Consider the following 20,452-nt stretch of genomic DNA (forward strand, 5'->3'; position numbering starts at 1 on the left):
ATGGATGGTTTAGTTTTTCAGATTATTCTATTTCTGATTTTATTTTCAGTGGGTTGGGGTTTTGGCCGTCATATCGAGCAAAAACACTTGCGCGAACTGGACGAAAAAGAAAAACAGTTTGCTCATATTCAAATTGATACTAATCGTTTTGTGCAAACGACAGCGCATGGACAAATGATCAGCAGTAATGTCGTGATCTCCCACGATTATTTTAAATATGTGCTGGCAACCATTCGCAACTTCTTTGGTGGTCGTTTAGTCAGCTACGAAAGTGTGGTAGAGCGTGCACGTCGTGAAGCCATGATCCGACTCAAGCAAGAAGCACATGCCATGGGTGCCAATCAGATTATGGGGGTTCGACTCAGTACCACCGAATTAGGGATGCAAGGTGGTATGGTTGAAGTCTTTGCTTATGGAACTGCCATCGTCAATTAAGCTTCTTCTCACAAAGATTGCCCTGCCCAACTCAGCTCCTACTACAAGAAGAAATAATAAAAACTGCCTGCATTTATTGCGAGGCAGTTTTTATTGATCATGACATCGTCAGATTAATGAAATAAAACAATCGCTTTTTGCAAGGTAAAGCAAATACCAGCCAACAAAGGAAGACCCACGACTAGCCATGCGAACACAACGGTAATCGTCTTGGATGGCGCATGTGCTACATCATTTTCTACGCTTAAATCTTGCGGTAATTTCTCATGCGCCAAAGACTTCTCAGTCGCTAATTCAGCCTCGGTCATGTATTTGTCTTCATCGACTGGCTTGACCATTAAGTTGAGTATAAATCCAATCGCCAGCATAGCAGCCAAAATATACATTGTCGTGTCATAAGATTGCGCCTGAGCCACGCCATGTGCCAGTTGATAATCTCGAATATTGGTTATCAACAATGTCCCCAATACGCCCGCCACAGACCATGCCGTCAGCAAGCGTCCATGAATTGCACCGACCATTTGCGTACCAAAAATATCGGCCAAGTAAGCAGGTACCGTGGCAAAACCCCCACCATACATCGACAGAATCACGCAGAAAGCTAAAACGAATAAGGGCAGATTTTCTGTCTGGGCCAGTTGTGGAATCGAGACATATAACAAAAAGCCCAATGCCAGAAAAATAAAATATGTATTTTTACGGCCAATAAAGTCCGATGCTGATGCCCAAAAGAAACGCCCTGCAATATTAAATAACGACAGTAAACCCGTAAAACCTGCTGCAAAAGTTGCGATCTGCATTTTTTGCTCGGTATTTAACTCATTGATACCCAGATCTAACCCGATGAGACGTCCACCAAACACTTCCTGTAACAAGGGTGACGCCATGGCTAGAATACCAATCCCCGCAGACACATTTAAACAGAGTACGCCCCAAATTAGCCAAAACTGTTTGGTTTTCCATGCTTTATTTAAATGTACATGCCGATTGGTAACTAAACCCGTCGCATTTGTTGCGCTTGGTTGCCAGCCACTCGGTTTCCAATTTGAAGGTGGAATCCGATAACCGAATGCTCCTCCCATCATAAAAATAAAATAAACAGCAGCCAGTACCAAAAACGTTTGCCACACACCAACAGAAGTATCAGTTGCAAAAAACTTCATCAATTTATCTGCGAGTGGCGCACCAATCATGGCGCCTCCACCAAAGCCCATAATGGCAAGACCTGTTGCTAAACCACGACGGTCTGGGAACCACTTAATCAGGGTAGATACTGGAGAAATATAGCCAAGCCCGAGCCCAATTCCCCCTACACCTCCACCTAACCACATCAACCATAGCTGGTGTGTATAAACACCCAGCGCAGACAAGATCAAACCCGTTGCCCAACAAAATGCCGCAACTACACCTGCCTTTCGAGGTCCCGCGTGCTCAAGCCAACCACCAAACAAAAATGCAGAAGAACCGAGAAATACAAAAAATAGTGTGTACATGATGCTTAATGTAGACACACTCCAATCACAGGTTGTAGTGAACAGCTGTTCAAGCAGCCCTATATTTTTACATTCGATCGGCGCATCAATTCCCAATGCTTTGGATAATGGCAACCAAAATACGGAAAAACCATATGCCATACCAATACTGAGATGAATCGCCAGCGCGGCAGGAGGCAAGAGCCAACGGTTATAACCAGAATGGGCAATTGTGCGTTCCTTGGCCAAAAGTGAAAGTCGTCGTTCCATGTACTATCTCCATGCCTTCACTGCTAAGAGAGGTGAGTATTATTCATTTGGATCTAGGCAGCGATTCACGCTGATGCCAGAGCTTTGTATTATGCTTATTTTTCAGTGAAGACCAATCGAATGATTGTGCAAAAAATGTCTGGTTTTTATCAAGTAGCTTTTTTTAATAAAAAGTAAATAACGGGTTTAATGATTTTTAAAAATATCCTGTGTCATGTGCAGGATAATTTACCCTACTCTGCAAAAATCGCTTGCCAATAGTGATAGGTTTTTTCTTCCCCATCTTCCAACTTAAACTCGTATGACATCTGACGCGTTTCAGCAATTTCAAACTCAATAGGATGCTTGAATAAACCACCAGCATAAGCAAAGGTGTGATATTCACCATTCTCACCACAGACATCGACTTCTGATGGCATCCGCTTAATCAAAGCGGTATCGATATCTTGCCCAATAAATGACTCATCTAGCTTACTGGCATCCGTTACAATGATTTTGGTTTTAATGCCTGAATCCAAGAAATCCTGCATTACTTCAGTCGAGTTCAGATTCCATATCGGCTCAACCACTTCAATGCCTAATGGATGTAAACGGTCTTCCCGATATTTGCGCACATCGCTTAAATAAATATCACCAAAGATAAAATGCTCAACACCCTGTGCTTTAAAATGATTGGCAGCATCCAACATACGCTGTTCATATGCGGGGACATTCTTTGGCAAAAACACTGGATAGAGTGGAATACCAATACTTTCAGCCTGTTTTTCGAGCAGTCTATGTGGAATCGCATGCATCGAAGACAACTCGGTTTCTTCATTCACCGTGGTTAATAAGGCAACCACCTCGAATTCATCCTGCTGTAAAACTTTGTACAAGGCCAAGGATGAATCTTTACCACCACTCCAATTGAAAACGGCTTTCTTACGGTTATTCACACTCATTTCACTTTCATTTTTCGAATCATTTTATACAACAAGCTTGGCGACAAACGAGAAACCAGCACGCCCAGTTGCTCTTTTTTCCCACCCACCACAATATATTCACCCCCTGCCATCAACGACTCCACCACACGCTCAGCGAATACATCGGCATCTAAACCATTTTCAATGGCTTCATCTTGATGTCCTTGTGGCTTACCTTCGCCATTTAAAGCATTAAAAGATACATTGGTTTTCACAAACCCAGGGAACACCACAGAGACTTCAACACCGTCTTTAGACACTTCAGCACGCAAGCTGTTGGCCCATAAATGAATCGCGCCTTTTGCAGCCGAATAAGTAGCGCGATATTGCGTACCTAACAAACCCGCCACACTGGAAACAAAGACCACCCGACCTGATTTTTGTTTTAACAAGGTCGGCAATACGGTTTTGGTAAAGAACACTTGCGAGAAGTAGTCAACTTCCATGATGGCACGTTCAGTCTGCATGGTGGTGTCTTGGATCAAGGCACGTTGACTCAAGCCCGCATTATTGATGAGCCAATCAATACGACCTTTACTGGCTAGAACCTGTTCATGTGCATGGCGAACTTGAGCTTCATCGGTAATGTCCGCAGCAATCGAAATATGCTGTTCTGGTTTGAGTAAACCGACACGTACTGCTTCTAACTCATCATAACGACGTGAAGTCAACACCACCTGCGCACCTTGTAATGCACATTCACGTGCTAAAGCTTTGCCTAAACCAGACGAAGCGCCTGTAATCCACACCACTTTATTTTCAAGACTTTTAAGTTTTGCCATTGTTCTGCCCTACCTATGCTTGATGACGCATAAACTTGAGGAAATAATCCACATACGTTGCAGCCACTTGCTGATCAATTTGCGTACCGAGTTTTTCCAAACGTTTATAACCCAGATGTGTGGTCATATTAATTACCCCATTTAAAGTTTTATCAACCACAAAATTGAACTTGAGGCATTTCTTCGGTTCGCGAATTAAATGTGTCACACCTTCGTCAATCACTTCGGTGAGAAGTTTCAATGCATTGGAAATTTCTCGATGATCTCCACCTGCCAACTTCTGGCTCGAAGCGATGACTTTTTGTGCTAAATGCTGCTCTACAGGATAGGTCATGTATACCTGTTCATCTTCAATCTGCAAGGTCTTTGAAAGATATTCAACCAGCGGAATTAAACGATCATTCCCAAAGAATGAAATCGACCACGGCATATATTTGCGAATCGCTTCTAAAATTTGTTGGATGACTTTCTCAGATTCACCTGTTTGTGAATAGTGCTGATTTTCTTGTAATAGCACCATAAATACTTGTTCAATCACCTCACAAGCAATTTCTGACAAGACATTGCCCAGTGCACTGGCTTGGCTTTCCTTCGTTCCTTGCAACAATTGCGTTCTAATATGGGCAAACCTTGCGTATGTATCCGCATGAATATTTAAAAAAACGGCGGTGTTCATTCTCATAACCCTAATTGTAAGATTCCATAAAAAAAGAGCTTGTTTAACAAGCCCTTTAATTCAATCTATTTTTCTACGTTTTTGGCATTGTACACGCCGAATTTATCACACTCTATTCTGTATCGACATGCATAAATGCTAAAAAATGATTAACGCAATCCGTTGCGGCGCCAGTATCGACTTGGTTACCCATTTTCTCTAGACGCTTATAACTGAGATGCGCAGTCATATTAATCACCCCATTTAAGGTTTTATCGACCACAGTATTAAAGTTAAGGCATTTTTTCGGTTCACGAATCAAGCTGGTTACCCCCAAATCCACGATTTGAATCAAGGTTTGGAACACATCAACCATATCACTGATTTCATTATTTTTTAGTCGCTCTACCAAGGCATGCGCCTGTTGCACCAAATGCCGATCAATCGGATAAGACACATAAACCTGTTCGTCATGATACTTGATCATATTGGAGAAATAATTGGCAAAAGGACAAAGGCGTTCATTACCGAATAATGCAATCGACCATGGCATATATTTACGCACCGCAGCAATAATCTGTTGAATCACCTTTTCAGATTCAGCGGTATATTTTTGCGTTAACTGGGTTGGTTGGCGATTTTGGATCAATAACACTGAAAAGACTTGCTCGACAATATCGCAGGCAATTTCTGAAAGTACCTCACCTAAAATTCTAGATTGGCTTTCATAGGTGCCAGCATTGAGCTGCTGACGAATCACTTCAAATTGTCCATGTGTAACGTCATTAATCTTCAATAGGATTGAATAACTCATGAGAAGCATCCCTTTTTTAGTTTTTCGCATTCTTATATTGTTGTTTTGAGCATCAATATTTTTAAGTTATGTGATGCATTACACAAATCTAATCCTATTTGTATAAAAATCCAACGCCTTTCATCGGCTTTTTCAGAAAAAAATGAAGTCTATAAAGCATTTATCTTGATTGAGTCGTCGATTAGTTTTAATAAAGGCCACATTATGAAGATGTACTAAACATCTCATCGATAAAAGCTCAAGAAACCGCAATTTAGCCATTATTTAAGCGGCTTTAATCATTCACATAAGGTCAGGCTGAAATGCCTACAGAAGTGAGGATTTTTTGCTACAATAGATGCAATTTTTTATTCAATTTTAATCTTCTGTACTATGACTGACGCTCAATCTGCTCAAAATATTGCAACCACTTACGATCCAACCGAGATCGAAAAGAAATGGTATCAAATCTGGGAACAACAAGGTTACTTCAAACCTTCAGGTCAAGGTGAATCATTCTGTATCATGATTCCACCACCGAACGTCACGGGTAGCTTGCACATGGGGCATGGTTTTAACAATGCCATCATGGATGCACTGACTCGTTACAACCGTATGATGGGTAAAAACACCTTATGGCAACCAGGAACTGACCATGCGGGGATTGCAACGCAGATGGTGGTCGAGCGTCAATTGGGTGCGCAAGGTGTCAGCCGTCATGACTTAGGTCGTGAAAAATTCATAGAAAAAATCTGGGAATGGAAAGAACAATCGGGCGATACCATCACCCGTCAGATCCGTCGTTTAGGTTCTTCAGTGGACTGGTCGCGTGAACGCTTCACTATGGATGAAGGTTTGTCTAATGCGGTCAAAGAAGTCTTCGTTAAACTGCATGAAGATGGCTTGATCTATCGCGGCAAACGCCTAGTCAACTGGGACCCGAAACTACAAACTGCGCTGTCAGATTTAGAAGTTGAATCAGATAAGGAAGAAGCAGGTTCATTGTGGCACTTCAAATATTTCTTTGAAGATAAAAACCTACGTACCCATGATGGTAAAGACCACATCGTTGTCGCTACGACTCGTCCTGAAACCTTGTTAGGTGATACCGCAGTTGCTGTGGCACTTGATGATGAACGCTATTCACACCTTGTGGGTCAGAACATTATCCTGCCAATTACAGGCCGTGCTGTTCCAATCGTTAAAGACGAATATGTAGATAAAGAATTCGGTACAGGCTGTGTGAAAATCACCCCTGCACATGACTTTAACGACTATGAAGTCGGTAAGCGTTGTGAATTGCCAATCATCAATATCTTCAATAAAAATGCAGAAGTATTGGCTGAGTTTGAATACATCGCTAAGGCAGGCGAACAAATTTCTAAAACCATCCCTGCTCCTGCGGACTATATCGGTTTAGAGCGTTTTGAAGCACGTAAAAAACTGGTTGAACAAGCCGAAGCTGAAGGCTGGTTAGATCAAATCCAACCTTATACGCTTAAACCACCTCGTGGCGACCGTTCAGGTGTAATCGTTGAGCCGTTATTGACAGACCAATGGTATGTAAAAATTGCACCATTGGCTCAACCTGCAATTGAAGCAGTTCAAGATGGTCGTATCAAGTTTGTTCCTGAACAGTACAGCAACATGTACATGGCGTGGATGAACAACATCCAAGACTGGTGTATCTCTCGTCAATTGTGGTGGGGTCACCGTATCCCAGCTTGGTACGATGCTGAAGGTAACATCTATGTCGGTCGTGACGAAGCGGAAGTTCGTGCCAAAAATAACATCCCTGCCGATGTTGCATTAAACCAAGACGAAGACGTACTGGATACGTGGTTCTCTTCTGCGCTGTGGACCTTCTCAACCTTAGGTTGGACTGGCGATGCCAAGAAAGATGCGGAAAACTATTTCCTCAATACTTTCCACCCAACTGATGTATTGGTGACTGGTTTTGACATCATCTTCTTCTGGGTTGCTCGTATGATCATGTTTACGATGCACTTCATGAAGAATGAAGATGGTACGCCACAAGTCCCGTTTAAAACGGTCTATGTTCACGGTCTAGTTCGTGATGGCGAAGGTCAAAAAATGTCGAAGTCTAAGGGTAACGTACTTGACCCATTAGACTTGATTGATGGTGTTGACCTTGAGACTTTGGTACAAAAACGTACGACGGGTCTGATGAACCCGAAACAAGCGGCGAAGATTGAAAAATCAACTCGTAAAGAATTCCCAGAAGGTATTCAAGCTTACGGTACAGATGCGGTTCGTTTCACATTCTGTGCGCTTGCGAACACGGGTCGTGACATAAAGTTTGATATGAAACGTGTTGAAGGCTATCGTAACTTTGCCAACAAAATCTGGAACGCAACCCGTTTCGTATTGATGAATGTTGAAGGTCAAACGGTAGCTCAAGAAGCGCGTCCAGAGCTGTGGGAACTTCCTGAAAAATGGATCATGAGCCGTCTGCAAAAAGCAGAAGCTGCGGTACATCAAGCATTCGCGACGTATCGTTTAGACCTTGCTGCACAAGCGATCTATGACTTTATCTGGAATGAATACTGTGACTGGTATGTTGAGTTAACCAAGCCAGTTCTGAACGATGCCAATGTGTCTGAAGAGCGTAAAGCTGAAATTCGTCGTGTGTTGCTTGCTGTAATGGAAGCATCTTTACGTTTGGCACATCCATTGATGCCGTATTTGACAGAAGAAATCTGGCAAACGCTTGCGCCAATGTTGGGCAAAGGCGGTGCTACGATTATGACTGCGCAATACCCTGTTCCTGATCAAGCGAAAGTGAATGATCAAGCTGAAGCAGACATGCAGTGGTTACAAGGTTTGATTGGTGCGGTACGTAATATTCGTGGTGAAATGGGCTTAGGTAATGCGCGTTTATTGCCTGTATTACTCAAGAACATTTCTGATGCTGAGCGTGAGCAAATCATCCGTATTGAAGCATTATTCAAAGCATTGGCGAAAGTTGAAAGCATCGAGTTCTTAAGCAATGAGCAAGAGCCACCGTTGTCTTGTTCTAGCGTTGTCAGCCATGCATCGGTATTTGTACCAATGAAAGGCTTGATTGATCCTAAAGCTGAGTTGGGTCGTTTGCAGAAGGACTTGGATAAAGTTCAAAAGCAACATGATCAAATTGCCAATAAACTTTCGAATGAAGGCTTTGTTGCTAAAGCACCAGCAGCGGTTGTTGAAGGTGAAAAGGTTAAATTGGCTGAGTTTGCTGATCAGTTAGCGAAAATTAAGCAAAGTATGGAGCAGATTGCTGCGCTTTAATCTTTAGAGTTCACAATTTAATCTATAATATAAAGGGCTGATTATTCAGCCCTTTATATTAAAAATAAATCCAAGTTTTAGGTTCTTAGATGCCTCTCAAGTTGAGGAATGTTGCCCTATAGCTGCTATACGGTATTCCCTCTCCAGTTAGGAGAGGGTCAGGGAGAGGTCTTATTAGAAAGTGCGCAACATTTATTCCATAAATCATCTAAAACCAACTCAGTATTTTTCAAAATCTCATGATTCCAATACCGTTCTACTTTTAAATCCAAAGCCTCTAAAAACTTGGTTCGTTCAGCATCATAAGCCCGCCCATCCTCAGTCCCATGCTGACTACCATCCAGTTCAACGACCAAACACAACTCATGGCAGTAAAAGTCGACAATGTAGGGTGCAATCACATGCTGTCTGCGAAATTTAAGATTCATAAATCGTTTAGCACGAAGTAGTTGCCACATCAGATGTTCTGCATCTGTCGCATTACTACGCATGGCTTTAGCGAATTCTAATAATTGTGGGTCTAGTTTCATTTATTATTTTTACCTCTCCCTAACCCTCTCCTAAAAGGAGAGGGAACTTTCCTCATAAATTTTATGTAGGTATATAATCACTTGTAACTCCCTCTCCCTATGGGAGAGGGTTGGGGTGAGGGTAACTTACAAAACCCCATGCCCCAACAACATCTCCACCCCACTCACTTTTTTCATATGCTTTAAACGTTCCTTTTCCCATTTCAACTGCTGTTTTAACTCAGCACAGTCTGCCTCTATGGCTTTATACACATCACTGATATGCAGATGCTCCGCTTTTACCTTTTTCGCCAACTGAAAAGAATCTAAAATCTCATTAATTTGAATTTCAAGTTGCTGACTCTGTGCATCCAAAGCCAGTTTATAAAACTTCACTTGCTCTGCCGATAACTCTTTAGCGCCTACACCTTTGTTCTGTTCAAGCTGTAATTGAAGCTTGAGTAAATAAAACAAATCCTGCTGTTCATAAGCCTGACTTGCCTGTTGGAATAACTCGGTTTTTTCTTCTTTCTTGGTCTCATCTTGCTCACGGTCAGGATGAATCATCGCAGCAATTTTTAAATAGACCGTTTTCAGCGACTGCGCTGCCATTTGCTCAGCTTGTTCACGTTTCTGCTGTTGTCGAAGTTGCTTGGCTTGTTCTCGTGCCTGTTGTTGCTCGGCAGCGTACTGTTCAAAGTCATCTTGTTCTAATGCTGTACTGTGCTCAAAACTTTCATCCTGTTCAAACTTGGCTGACTGTACTTTTTTATTCTTTTTAAGCGATTGCTGTGCATGTTGCTGATAAAAAGTATCGATCTGCTTGACCAAGCTTAACTGTTCATCATTTAACCTTTTGGAACGCTTTAACATTTGGGCAAGCTGAGCAATTTTTTCATCCAGTTGCTGCATATCGGCTTTGGAAAACTCATACTGCTGTAACAGCGTCCAAAGTTGATCTAACTGCTGAAACAGGATTTCATGCAACTCACTATACACAGGCATCAGTTTTTGCCGTGTATGCTGTTGAATCTCAGCTTGCGCATTCTGCCATGTAGCAAGACTGATTTTTTGCTGTTCTATTTGATCAATCAGGCGATTCAGTTTTTTCTGCTGTGAGGAAGGTTCAGCCCTTTGCTTTAAACTGACTTTGAGATCAAAGGACATAATGCTGCCGCCTAAAAATAAAAAAGTGTAGCAATAATCAGCCGGCAAAGTCAGTAAACACTTTCAATATCGTGTTTGGAGAAACGAGTCGCCTAACTAAGCTTTACTCATTGCCAAATAACGCATTTGCTGAAACGACTTTGGTGATTTTAACTTTATCTTGTTTAAGCAAGGGATAGATTTTTTGTTTAAGTGCATCACTGGTCATGCTGCCATTCAAATTCAGTAACACAGGCTCTTCACTCAGCGATCCTTTGCCTAAGTACTCTTGATTCAAATCATTGGTGGTTGCTTGATTCACTACCACAAAATACCCCGCAATGCCTTTGACCTGACCACAGGCTAAACTTTGTGGTGACCAATCTCCTTGGCGAATCACTTTTTGCAACGTATAGCCCTTGCTTTTTAATTGCTGCGTTTGTGCTGCGGTTGCAATTGGAAAATCAATCCGCTTTTGCTGTCCTTTCCAATTCATCTGCAAATGACTCAATTGACAAGATTCACGTATGACGCCACCACTTCCTCTCAATGTGCCTTCATCTGGATCAAAACAGGATGAAATCACCTGAAAGGTTGCTTCACCACAATGTAAGGGCTCAGATTGATAGGTCTTAAATGGCGTTGCATGAGCTTGGTTTATTTGAATTAAACACAAAGATAACAGGCAAAAGCTGACGAATTTATTGTTCATATGAGGTCGTATTAGAATGAAAGCTGATTCATTTTAACTCAAAAAATGAGTGACTAAAGAACGTTCTCATACTCCTCAATTTGAATGAAACATTAAAAATGACAAACCCATTTTTTAAGCTAAAATCTTTTATATGCATCATCATTTAAATACTCGAATTGTATGAAGAATAAAGTCCTATTACTCACCTCATTTATGTTGCTCGCTGGATGTAATGAAAAACCAAAAACATCTTCAGAAAGCGATCAACCCGCACCAAAAGCAGTACAACAGACTCAAGCCGCATCGGACCCTGTAATTATTCCCGCTACACCCGAATCCGATTATCTCGCCAATAATTCAACTCCACTACCAAAAGGCTATTCAGTCGATACAACCCATCTCAAAAAACCTGTATTCATTGATTTTGATGGCGATGGAAATCTAGACACCTTTCGAGTGCTGAAAAACCCCAATAAAAAAGGAATGAAATATCTCTTTGAATTCCGTATCTCAAATAGCGACAAAGTTTATTATTACGAAAATACAGATAAAGATTATGACCTCGATATTTTCGGAACTTTTGAATTTGCACCTAAAACAGAGGTTTATGTGGATGAAGACTATCGCTTTGATGAAGATGGAAACATCTTAGCTGATGAGCAAATTGACCCAAAACATTATCTAAAATTCAAGGGTGATGGTATTTCTGTCAATGTCTTAGAAGAAACCTGTGCAACTTCTGTGTTTTTCCTAACAGATGAAAAAATTAAACGCATTGCGTTGTGCTAGCTCATCACTTTCATTTCATAAAAAAACCGCTCAATTGAGCGGCTTATTCAATCACATAAATGGATTATTGCGCAGTATAACCACCATCCATCACCACCGCCTGCCCAGTGATTCCAGCCCCTTTTTTACTGGCAAGGAAAATCGCATAGTCTGCAATTTCTTCAACACTGAGTAAACGCTTTTGTGGCACCATCGCTAAAATCACATCTTCCAAAGCACTTTCCAGACTCACATTGCGGGTTTTCGCCAAATCAGCAATTTGCCCACGCACCAATGGCGTGTCCACATAACCCGGACATAATGCATTCACAGTAATTCCGTCACGCGCACATTCCAAAGCCGCCACTTTGGTCAAACCAATCACGCCATGCTTGGCACTGTTATATCCCGCCTTCCCTGCAAAACCAATCAATCCATTGATCGAAGACATGTTGATAATCCGGCCATATTTTTGCGCTTTCATAATTGGAAACGCATGTTTAATTCCGATAAATGAACCTGTCAGCATCACCTGTACCAGCTTCTGATAAATGTCCGTTGAGAAATCTTCAATTGCTGCAACATGCTGAAAACCCGCATTATTGATCAGGATATCCAGACGCCCAAAAGTTTGCGTGGTCAACTCAATCGCAGCTTTATAAGCTTGTTCATCAGTTACATCACAAGGCGCAGACAAGGCTTCAAAACCTTGCTGTTTTAACTGCGCTACCGCTTGCTGGCATTTCTCTGCATTGACATCAGAAATCACCACTTTCGCGCCTTCCTGAGCAAATTTTTTCGCAATTTCTAAACCAATACCGCTCGCCGAACCAGTAATAAAGGCCACTTTGGCTTCGAGTTGTTGAGTCATTGTATTACTCCTATTCTTGATGATCTTGATTGCTCGCCAGTCAATACGGACGAGCTGAAATTAAAGTTCGACTTAGACAATACCGAACCATGTAAATGCAGCAATCACCACAAATACCGCCAAGGTTTTAATAATCGTCACTGCGAAAATATCTTTATAGGATTGCTTATGGGTTAAACCTGTCACGGCGAGTAAGGTAATCACTGCGCCATTATGCGGCAGTGTATCCATACCGCCCGATGCCATCGCCACCACACGATGCATCACTTCAGGTGGAATACCTGCTGCTAAAATAGCTGCGTTATAAGTTTCCGCCATCGCACTCAAGGCAATACTCATCCCACCCGAAGCAGATCCTGTAATCCCTGCCAGTACTGTCGTGGTCACTGCACCATTGACCAAAGGATTGGTAAAGGTTGTACCCAATGCATGGCTAATCAAAGCAAAGCCCGGTAATGCCGCAATAATCGCTCCAAAACCATACTCAGATGCAGTGTTCATCACTGCCAATAATGAACCACTGATACTGGCATTCACACCTTCTTTGAAATTGGTTACAACTCGTTGATAATCAAACAAGATCGCAGCAATAATACCGACAATCAATGCCAAACCGACTGCCCAGATCGCACCCGTTTTTGCCACATCAACAGTGTAGTTAGCGAGACCAATTGCATTAAAATCAAAGCCATTTGGATACCATTCTTTGATTGCCGTAGACAGATAACGGTTCATGACTGCAACCAGAATCAATGGCACAAAGGCCATACCTTGACGTAACACTGAACCGTTGCTTTGCTGAGATAACTCTACATCCGCAGTCGCTTGTGTAACTTCACCCTCCGCAGCAAAACCTGCATAGCCTTCACCCGCAAGTGCCGCAGCTTTACGACGTGACTCCAAATAAAGTAGGCCCATGCTTAAGACGAAAATCGCTCCAATCACACCGAGAAATGGTGCTGCATAGATATTGGTGCCAAAGAACGTGGTTGGAATCACGTTCTGAATTTGTGGTGTGCCCGGCAAGGCATCCATGGTGAATGTAAATGCGCCTAAGGCAATAGTGCCGGGAATCAAACGTTTTGGAATATTGGCTTGTTGGAACAATTGGTTGGCAAATGGATAAATCGCAAACACCGCCACAAACAGGCTGACACCGCTATAAGTCAGAATGGCACCGAGTAAAACCACGGTTAAAATGGCTTTCTTTGCACCAATCAAATTGACGATAGTACGGGCAATCGACTCGGCAATCCCCGACATTTCCACCACTTTGCCAAAGATTGCACCAAGCAAGAACACCAAGAAATAGTCTTTGATGAAATTGACCATTTTCGGCATGAAAACGCCTGAATAAAACGGCAGTACATTGGCGGGGTTAATCAGAAAAACCGCCAGCAATGCGCACAATGGCGCCATCAAAATCACAGAAAAACCGCGATAGGCGGTGTACATCAACAAACCTAAAGACAGCAGAATGACAAATAAGTCCCACATATTCTTTTACTCCATTCCAAAGAATATATGTCAGGGTCAACCAAATTATTTTTTTTATACTGTGTGGTGGTTATCCTAACCATAAATAAAATTAAAATACTGCGAACTGCAGTACAGAATCTAAAGCAAAGACGCATGTTAAAACGTATTTTAAAATAGCATTAAAATCATAAAAAACAATATCATTAAAACAAAAATAATAATTTAAATTAATTATAAAAATCAAATATATAACAAAATAAAGCTTAATTATTTTGATTGATTAATAAAACAAATTAACTATTTAAAAATACTCATCAATCCATTCAAAGTATATTTAGCTTATTATTTTAATAATCTATTTTTCGATATTGAGATAAAATAAATGAATAATCTCATATCATATTTAAAAAAATAAACGACTTGCCTCTGATCAGCGAATTAACAAAAATGCCAGTCACAATGTGCTGTTTTTTTTATAAATTACAGCATATAAATCAAAAACTTTTCTCATAGGTCGTCCACCATGACTTTAAAGCAACTCAAAGCATTTCTGGCTTTGACTCGTACCCTGAATTATGCAAACGCCTCTGCTGAATTGCATCTCAGTCAGTCTGCTTTAAGTTTGAGTATCAAATCACTAGAAGAAGAACTGGGCGGCAAGCTATTTAAACGCAATACCCGTCGCGTTGAGCTGACACAAGAAGGAAAGTCTCTGATTCCCTATGCCAAGAAATTATTAGCCAATTGGGAAGATATGGAAAAAGACGTCAAACAACGTTTTAAGCTCAATCGCGGCACATTGAATATTGCTTCGATGCCCTTTGTCACCCATGCGATTTTACCGCAAGTGATTCATAGCTTTTTAGCCAAGCATCCCAATATCAGCTTTTCCATTCATGATATCCCGAATGAAAAAGTGCTGGAAAATGTTCAGGATGGCATTTTTGAAATTGGCATTTGCTTTGAGCCGCCACGCAATGATCAACTAGAATTTAAACCTTTATTTGAAGAAGACTTCCTTGCGCTCTTACCAAAAACGCATCCACTGGCAACAGCAGAATCGATCAGTTGGAAACAACTGTGCGCCAATCCCTTTGTAACCTTGCAACACCCCTCGATTGTGCGGCACCTGATTGAAGAAAACTGTCTCAAAAATCACCTAACTTTGGATTTAAAAGTCGAATGCCATCAGATCAGTTCCCTCTCCAGCTTTGTTGCGCTGGATATGGGTGTCAGTGCCATACCGCGTCATTTTCAGAACTTTATCGACAAGGAACATAATGTGCTGATTGAGATTGAGGATGGCAAACTACCTCAGGCGATTGGTATTGTGTATAAGAAGGACTTTGAGCTTTCCAATATTTCGGCCGAGTTTATCGAGATCTTGCTACAACATGATTTTGGCTAAGCCCCGTCAGAGTGCCGTCTTAGTGAAATAGATGAATTTTCTTGTATTAATGAGTTTCTCTCATTAATCCTTTAAAAATTTAAACTTCTGTAAATAATCCCTGAGTGCTAAAACTAATAGAAACCAAGGAATTTACAGGTGAAAAAATGAATAAAGTCTATTCAACAGCGGCACAGGCACTACAAGATGTGGTGCAAGATCAGCAGACTTTTGCGGTTGGCGGTTTTGGCTTATGCGGTATTCCAGAGGCCTTGATTCAGGCGCTTAAAGAAACAGGTGTCACGGGCCTGACTTGTATCTCCAATAATGCAGGTATTGATGATTTTGGTTTGGGTGTATTACTCAAGACCCGACAAATTAAAAAAATGATTTCTTCTTATGTGGGCGAAAATAAAGAATTTGAACGCCAATATCTAAATGGTGAACTCGAAGTTGAACTCACCCCACAAGGCACATTGGCGGAAAAACTACGCGCTGGTGGTGCAGGCATTCCAGCCTTTTATACCGCAACTGGTGCGGGCACATTGGTGGCTGAAGGTAAGGAACAACGCGAATTTAATGGTCATACCTATATTCTGGAACTATCTCTCACTGCGGATGTGGCATTGGTCAAAGCTTATAAAGCAGACAAAGCAGGCAATCTGGTGTTCCGTAAAACCGCTCAAAACTTTAACCCTGAATGTGCAATGGCAGGAAAAATCACCATTGCCGAGGTTGAACAGATTGTTGAAATTGGCGAACTGGATCCAGATGAAATCCATTTAGCAGGGATTTACGTCAATCGTGTGGTGCTCAATGCCACACCAGAAAAACGTATCGAACAAAAAACCCTAAAAGCACAGGACGCATAATCATGGCATGGACACGTGAACAAATGGCACAACGTGCCGCGCAAGAATTACAAGATGGTTTCTACGTCAATCTAGGTATTGGCCTGCCAACTCTAGTTGCCAACTACATTCCAGAGGATATGGATGTGTGGCTGCAATCGGAAAATGGCCTACTTGGCATTGGTGAATTTCCAACTGAACAGCAACTCGACCCCGATTTAATCAATGCAGGCAAACAAACCGTCACCGCTCGTGCAGGTGCAGCCTTTTTCTCAAGCAGTGAATCCTTTGCCATGATTCGTGGCGGACACGTCAACATTGCCATTCTGGGTGCAATGGAAGTCTCCGAGCAAGGAGACTTGGCCAACTGGATGATTCCGGGCAAGAAAGTCAAAGGCATGGGTGGTGCGATGGACTTGGTCGCAGGCGTACAGCGCGTGGTGGTGTTGATGGAACACAATGCCAAAGATGGTACTGCCAAAATTGTTAAACAGTGCAGCTTGCCACTGACGGGTCAAAAAGTCGTGCATCGCATTATTAGCGACTTAGGTGTTTTGGATGTTGTTGCTGAAGGAATCAAACTGGTGGAGTTAGCACCTGATGTGACTAAACAGCAAATTCAAGCTGCTACAGGTGTCGAACTTTTGATTGAAGCCAAAGCTTAATCAAACTTTTTAATCTTATTTTTTCTTATTGAAGTGATGCTTTTTACGAGCATCACTTTTCGCTGTTTTTTAACAGCAGAAATTCATTTAGGACAAATGAATGAGAAACAACAAAATCAAAGATGGATGCTGAAGATGAATAAACAACCTGCTTTGTTAGAACGTTTTGCCTTGCGTATTAGTAATTGGTCGGAAAAGTGGTTTCCAGACTCCTACATTTTTGCCCTGCTCGGTGTAATTATTGTTTCATTTGCTGCCATTGGCATTGGTGCATCCGTACAAGATGTCGCCAGCTCATTTGGTAATGGCTTTTGGAGCTTAATCCCCTTCACCTTACAAATGACCATGCTGATTATTGTCGGTTATGTGGTTTCTGTTTCTGCACCTGTAAAAAAACTGATTCAGAAGATGGCACGTATTCCGCACTCAGGTCGCAGTGCAATCGTATTGGTGGCTACCGTCAGTTTATTGATTTCTCTGGTCAATTGGGCAGTCAGTACCATTTTGACCGCATTGTTGGTAATTGCGTTGGCAAAGCGTAAAGAACTACAAATGGACTATCGTGCTGCTGCCGCTGCGGCAATTATTGGTATGGGCGCAACATGGGCACTGGGCATTAGTTCATCTGCGGCACAATTACAGGCCAATAAAGCCAGTTTGCCTGAATCCATCTATAACCTCACAGGTGTGATTCCATTTACCGAAACTATCTTTCTGTGGCAATCGATGCTCATGACCTTGATCTTGGTGATTGTCTCGATTGCGATTGCCTATTGGTCTGCACCGAAGGGTGACAATGTCAAAACCATGCAGGATTTTGAGCTCAACTTTGACGAAGAAGAAAAAACCGAAGTCAAATCGACTCGACCTGGGGATTGGTTAGAGAACTCCCCACTATTAACTATTATTGTGGTGGCATTAGGCTTGATCTGGATGTTTATCGAGTTTTCTAAAACCAATCCCATCATCGCCATTTCCAGCCTCAATACCTATAACTTTGTGTTCTTGATGCTCGGTCTGGCACTCCATCGTACCCCACGTAATTTTCTCAATGCCGTCAGTCAGGCGGTGCCTGCGGTGTCGGGGATTCTGATCCAGTTCCCGCTCTACGGCAGTATTGCTTTCATTATGACCCAAGCATTGAATAGTCAGGATCTATCACTATCGCACTATATTGCAGAGTTCTTTGTTTCGATTGCTTCGAAAGAAACCTTTGCGATTGTGATGGGTATTTATTCTGCAGTACTGGGTTTCTTTGTACCATCTGGCGGTGGTAAGTGGATTATTGAAGCGCCTTATGTGATGCAAGCCGCCAATGATTTGCAAGTACATTTGGGCTGGTCGGTACAGATTTATAATGCTGCCGAAGCATTGCCGAATTTGATCAATCCATTCTTTATGCTTCCGATGTTGGGGATTTTGAAACTCAAGGCCAAAGACGTGATTGGTTTTACCGTCACTCAGTTGGTGTTCCATCTTCCTTTGGTGTTGTTCTTACTTTGGATTTTAGGACGTACCTTAACCTACACCCCGCCCGTGATGTAATTACTTCATCATTATCCACCGTAATCTTTCATCTTTAATCTGATCAGGATGAAACGTTACGGTGTTTTTTATTGCTCCACGATTGTTCATGCCTCTAAACAAATCAAAGCGATATTCTGCTGTTGAATTTTATTCATGCCAGAAACTGTGCTATTTTTAAGCAAATTGCACCACTTTTCATCAAAATTACAATTTAATTTCTATATTGGTGCGTTTTTTGCATTATAAATTCCATCAAATTGAGTTGTTTCAAGACAACTTGAGTTTTTAGATTTACTAAATCTATTTTGGTGCAAAAAATGAATCAAATATTTGCATAAAAATAGAATTTAGCACTTTTTTTGAGCACCACTATGCAAAACGTAGATCTATTTTTCTTACTGCTCGGTGCAGTACTGGTACTAGCAATGCACGCTGGCTTTGCATTCTTGGAATTAGGCACAGTCCGCCATAAAAACCAAGTCAATGCACTGAGTAAAATCCTTACCGATTTTGCCATTTCAGCGATTGCCTATTTCTTTGTAGGCTATTGGATTGCATATGGTCAAAACTTTTTCCATGCAGGCAGCACCTTAGCAGCCGATCATGGCTATAACCTGATGCGCTGCTTCTTCTTGCTCACCTTTGCCGCTGCAATTCCTGCAATTATCTCAGGCGGCATTGCAGAACGTGCCAAAATGCGCGCTCAAGCGATTGCAACGCTAATCTTGGTTGCATTGATCTATCCGTTCTTCGAAGGCATGATCTGGAATGGTAACTATGGCTTGCAAAAGTGGTTAGAGAACTCTTTTGGTGCAAGTTTCCATGACTTTGCAGGTTCAGTTGTCGTGCATGCAATGGGTGGATGGATTGCCTTGGCTGCTGTGATTTTACTCGGTGCACGTCATGGCCGTTATAAAAATGATGGTCGTGTCAGCGCACACCCACCTTCATCAATTCCATTCCTTGCCTTAGGCTCATGGATTCTAATCGTGGGTTGGTTTGGCTTTAACGTGATGAGCGCACAACGTGTCGAAGCAATTTCTGGTCTGGTTGCAATCAACTCTCTGATGGCAATGGTCGGTGGAACCTTAGCTGCAAACTTTATGGGTAAAGATGACCCTGGTTTCTTACACAATGGCCCATTGGCTGGGCTGGTAGCGATTTGTGCAGGCTCAGACATCGTGCACCCAATTGGTGCGCTAGTAATTGGTGGTACTGCTGGTGCACTCTTTGTTTACTTATTTACTTATACTCAAAACAAACTGAAAGTAGATGATGTACTTGGGGTGTGGCCCTTACACGGCGTATGTGGTGCATTAGGCGGTATTGCGGCAGGAATTTTTGGGCAACAAGCACTTGGCGGTCTCGGTGGTGTGTCAATCATTTCTCAGATCATTGGTACCAGTTTAGGCATCGGCATTGCACTTGCAGGTGGTTTCATTGTGTATGGCCTACTCAAAGTAACCATGGGAATTCGCCTTTCTCAAGAAGATGAATACCGTGGTGCAGACCTTTCGATTCACAAAATCTCAGCCAACTCTGAAGAGTCAATGTTCTAGTCTTTTTCAAGCTATTTAAGCGGCTATCCATGCCGCTTTTTTTATATGTGATTAAAAATATAAGCGCATCTTTAATCTAATTGATGTGCCCTTATCAGCACCAAAAGCTATTTGATTGCGCATGTCTATCAATTGGAATAGACACAGCAATTCTTGGTTGCATTTGAAATCAAAATAACAATCATGGCACATATTATGCTTTACGTTTCTTGCAATTTTTACTGTAATTCATTCATTTAAAAATTGCTTAATTCATCGACAGTTACTATTAACAAAACGGTAAAGAATATCGCTTGAGCAATCGTATTGAAGTCTATTAAGATGAAAAATAAT

18 protein-coding genes are annotated in these 20,452 nt (G+C 41.8%); 8 read left to right on the forward strand and 10 right to left on the reverse strand.

Annotated elements, in window-relative coordinates; all coding sequences use genetic code 11:
• Positions 1 to 435: a YbjQ family protein gene (locus F887_RS03930; protein ID WP_005296354.1), complete on the forward strand. Its 435-nt coding sequence runs from the start codon at positions 1 to 3 to the stop codon at positions 433 to 435.
• 113 nt (positions 436 to 548) lie between these two features.
• On the opposite strand, the gene F887_RS03925 is transcribed toward F887_RS03930, so the two are convergent.
• The 5 genes from F887_RS03925 to F887_RS03905 all read right to left on the reverse strand — a co-directional run bounded on the left by F887_RS03925 (position 549) and on the right by F887_RS03905 (position 5,390).
• Positions 549 to 2,177, reverse strand: a complete 1,629-nt coding sequence (locus F887_RS03925; RefSeq protein WP_005296357.1) for an OFA family MFS transporter — start codon at positions 2,175 to 2,177, stop codon at positions 549 to 551.
• Between the two features lie 233 nt (positions 2,178 to 2,410).
• Positions 2,411 to 3,118, reverse strand: a complete 708-nt coding sequence (locus F887_RS03920; protein ID WP_005296361.1) for a Dph6-related ATP pyrophosphatase — start codon at positions 3,116 to 3,118, stop codon at positions 2,411 to 2,413.
• Complete coding sequence (locus F887_RS03915) at positions 3,115 to 3,921, reverse strand: SDR family NAD(P)-dependent oxidoreductase (RefSeq protein ID WP_005296364.1); 807 nt, start codon at positions 3,919 to 3,921, stop codon at positions 3,115 to 3,117. The genes F887_RS03920 and F887_RS03915 overlap by 4 nt, the downstream gene beginning before the upstream one ends.
• Before the next feature lie 13 nt (positions 3,922 to 3,934).
• A complete protein-coding gene (locus F887_RS03910) occupies positions 3,935 to 4,597 on the reverse strand; it encodes a hypothetical protein (RefSeq protein ID WP_005296370.1) in 663 nt (220 codons plus the stop codon).
• A gap of 112 nt (positions 4,598 to 4,709) precedes the next feature.
• On the reverse strand, positions 4,710 to 5,390 hold the full coding sequence (locus tag F887_RS03905) for a hypothetical protein (protein WP_005296373.1): 681 nt from the start codon (positions 5,388 to 5,390) through the stop codon (positions 4,710 to 4,712).
• A 372-nt stretch (positions 5,391 to 5,762) separates the two neighbouring features.
• On the opposite strand from F887_RS03905, the gene F887_RS03900 reads away from it, so the two are divergent.
• A complete protein-coding gene (locus F887_RS03900) occupies positions 5,763 to 8,663 on the forward strand; it encodes a valine--tRNA ligase (RefSeq protein WP_005296375.1) in 2,901 nt (966 codons plus the stop codon).
• A gap of 158 nt (positions 8,664 to 8,821) precedes the next feature.
• On the opposite strand, the gene F887_RS03895 is transcribed toward F887_RS03900, so the two are convergent.
• From F887_RS03895 to F887_RS03885, 3 genes are all read right to left on the reverse strand, one after another.
• Positions 8,822 to 9,193 carry an endonuclease domain-containing protein gene (locus F887_RS03895; protein ID WP_005296378.1) on the reverse strand — a complete coding sequence of 124 codons (372 nt, stop codon included), beginning with the start codon at positions 9,191 to 9,193 and terminating at the stop codon, positions 8,822 to 8,824.
• A 126-nt stretch (positions 9,194 to 9,319) separates the two neighbouring features.
• A complete protein-coding gene (locus F887_RS03890) occupies positions 9,320 to 10,339 on the reverse strand; it encodes a hypothetical protein (RefSeq protein WP_005296382.1) in 1,020 nt (339 codons plus the stop codon).
• A gap of 103 nt (positions 10,340 to 10,442) precedes the next feature.
• A complete protein-coding gene (locus F887_RS03885; RefSeq protein WP_005296383.1) occupies positions 10,443 to 11,030 on the reverse strand; it encodes a hypothetical protein in 588 nt (195 codons plus the stop codon).
• 162 nt (positions 11,031 to 11,192) lie between these two features.
• Between F887_RS03885 and F887_RS03880 the strand changes: the two genes are divergently transcribed.
• Positions 11,193 to 11,801 carry a hypothetical protein gene (locus F887_RS03880; RefSeq protein ID WP_005296386.1) on the forward strand — a complete coding sequence of 203 codons (609 nt, stop codon included), beginning with the start codon at positions 11,193 to 11,195 and terminating at the stop codon, positions 11,799 to 11,801.
• A 64-nt stretch (positions 11,802 to 11,865) separates the two neighbouring features.
• Here the strand turns inward: F887_RS03880 and F887_RS03875 are convergent, their stop codons facing one another.
• Complete coding sequence (locus F887_RS03875) at positions 11,866 to 12,651, reverse strand: 3-hydroxybutyrate dehydrogenase (RefSeq protein ID WP_005296389.1); 786 nt, start codon at positions 12,649 to 12,651, stop codon at positions 11,866 to 11,868.
• Between the two features lie 72 nt (positions 12,652 to 12,723).
• Positions 12,724 to 14,148, reverse strand: a complete 1,425-nt coding sequence (locus tag F887_RS03870) for a GntP family permease (protein WP_005296394.1) — start codon at positions 14,146 to 14,148, stop codon at positions 12,724 to 12,726.
• Positions 14,149 to 14,653: 505 nt separating this feature from the next.
• On the opposite strand from F887_RS03870, the gene F887_RS03865 reads away from it, so the two are divergent.
• The 5 genes from F887_RS03865 (at position 14,654) to F887_RS03845 (ending at position 20,119) form a co-directional block, all read left to right on the forward strand.
• Entirely contained in the window at positions 14,654 to 15,538 is an 885-nt protein-coding gene (locus F887_RS03865; RefSeq protein ID WP_005296398.1) for a LysR family transcriptional regulator, read from the forward strand.
• Positions 15,539 to 15,684: 146 nt separating this feature from the next.
• Entirely contained in the window at positions 15,685 to 16,389 is a 705-nt protein-coding gene (locus F887_RS03860; protein ID WP_005296400.1) for a CoA transferase subunit A, read from the forward strand.
• Positions 16,390 to 16,391: 2 nt separating this feature from the next.
• Positions 16,392 to 17,033, forward strand: coding sequence for a CoA transferase subunit B (locus F887_RS03855; RefSeq protein WP_005296403.1), 642 nt, complete (start codon positions 16,392 to 16,394; stop codon positions 17,031 to 17,033).
• 135 nt (positions 17,034 to 17,168) lie between these two features.
• On the forward strand, positions 17,169 to 18,578 hold the full coding sequence (locus tag F887_RS03850; RefSeq protein ID WP_005296405.1) for a short-chain fatty acid transporter: 1,410 nt from the start codon (positions 17,169 to 17,171) through the stop codon (positions 18,576 to 18,578).
• A gap of 353 nt (positions 18,579 to 18,931) precedes the next feature.
• Entirely contained in the window at positions 18,932 to 20,119 is a 1,188-nt protein-coding gene (locus tag F887_RS03845; protein WP_005296410.1) for an ammonium transporter, read from the forward strand.
• Positions 20,120 to 20,452 lie beyond the last annotated feature (333 nt).

The organism is Acinetobacter sp. NIPH 2100, from assembly GCF_000369805.1.
Classification (GTDB): domain Bacteria; phylum Pseudomonadota; class Gammaproteobacteria; order Pseudomonadales; family Moraxellaceae; genus Acinetobacter.

Bases quoted from the DNA above. Each gene is read 5' to 3' on its own strand.
- F887_RS03865 (WP_005296398.1), top strand. From the start codon at position 14,654: ATGACTTTAAAGCAACTCAAAGCATTTCTGGCTTTGACTCGTACCCTG.
- F887_RS03860 (WP_005296400.1), top strand. From the start codon at position 15,685: ATGAATAAAGTCTATTCAACAGCGGCACAGGCACTACAAGATGTGGTG.
- F887_RS03880 (WP_005296386.1), top strand. From the start codon at position 11,193: ATGAAGAATAAAGTCCTATTACTCACCTCATTTATGTTGCTCGCTGGA.
- F887_RS03855 (WP_005296403.1), top strand. From the start codon at position 16,392: ATGGCATGGACACGTGAACAAATGGCACAACGTGCCGCGCAAGAATTA.
- F887_RS03870 (WP_005296394.1), bottom strand. From the start codon at position 14,148: ATGTGGGACTTATTTGTCATTCTGCTGTCTTTAGGTTTGTTGATGTAC.
- F887_RS03925 (WP_005296357.1), bottom strand. From the start codon at position 2,177: ATGGAACGACGACTTTCACTTTTGGCCAAGGAACGCACAATTGCCCAT.
- F887_RS03930 (WP_005296354.1), top strand. From the start codon at position 1: ATGGATGGTTTAGTTTTTCAGATTATTCTATTTCTGATTTTATTTTCA.
- F887_RS03920 (WP_005296361.1), bottom strand. From the start codon at position 3,118: ATGAGTGTGAATAACCGTAAGAAAGCCGTTTTCAATTGGAGTGGTGGT.
- F887_RS03875 (WP_005296389.1), bottom strand. From the start codon at position 12,651: ATGACTCAACAACTCGAAGCCAAAGTGGCCTTTATTACTGGTTCGGCG.
- F887_RS03890 (WP_005296382.1), bottom strand. From the start codon at position 10,339: ATGTCCTTTGATCTCAAAGTCAGTTTAAAGCAAAGGGCTGAACCTTCC.
- F887_RS03915 (WP_005296364.1), bottom strand. From the start codon at position 3,921: ATGGCAAAACTTAAAAGTCTTGAAAATAAAGTGGTGTGGATTACAGGC.
- F887_RS03845 (WP_005296410.1), top strand. From the start codon at position 18,932: ATGCAAAACGTAGATCTATTTTTCTTACTGCTCGGTGCAGTACTGGTA.
- F887_RS03885 (WP_005296383.1), bottom strand. From the start codon at position 11,030: ATGAACAATAAATTCGTCAGCTTTTGCCTGTTATCTTTGTGTTTAATT.
- F887_RS03905 (WP_005296373.1), bottom strand. From the start codon at position 5,390: ATGAGTTATTCAATCCTATTGAAGATTAATGACGTTACACATGGACAA.
- F887_RS03895 (WP_005296378.1), bottom strand. From the start codon at position 9,193: ATGAAACTAGACCCACAATTATTAGAATTCGCTAAAGCCATGCGTAGT.
- F887_RS03900 (WP_005296375.1), top strand. From the start codon at position 5,763: ATGACTGACGCTCAATCTGCTCAAAATATTGCAACCACTTACGATCCA.
- F887_RS03850 (WP_005296405.1), top strand. From the start codon at position 17,169: ATGAATAAACAACCTGCTTTGTTAGAACGTTTTGCCTTGCGTATTAGT.
- F887_RS03910 (WP_005296370.1), bottom strand. From the start codon at position 4,597: ATGAACACCGCCGTTTTTTTAAATATTCATGCGGATACATACGCAAGG.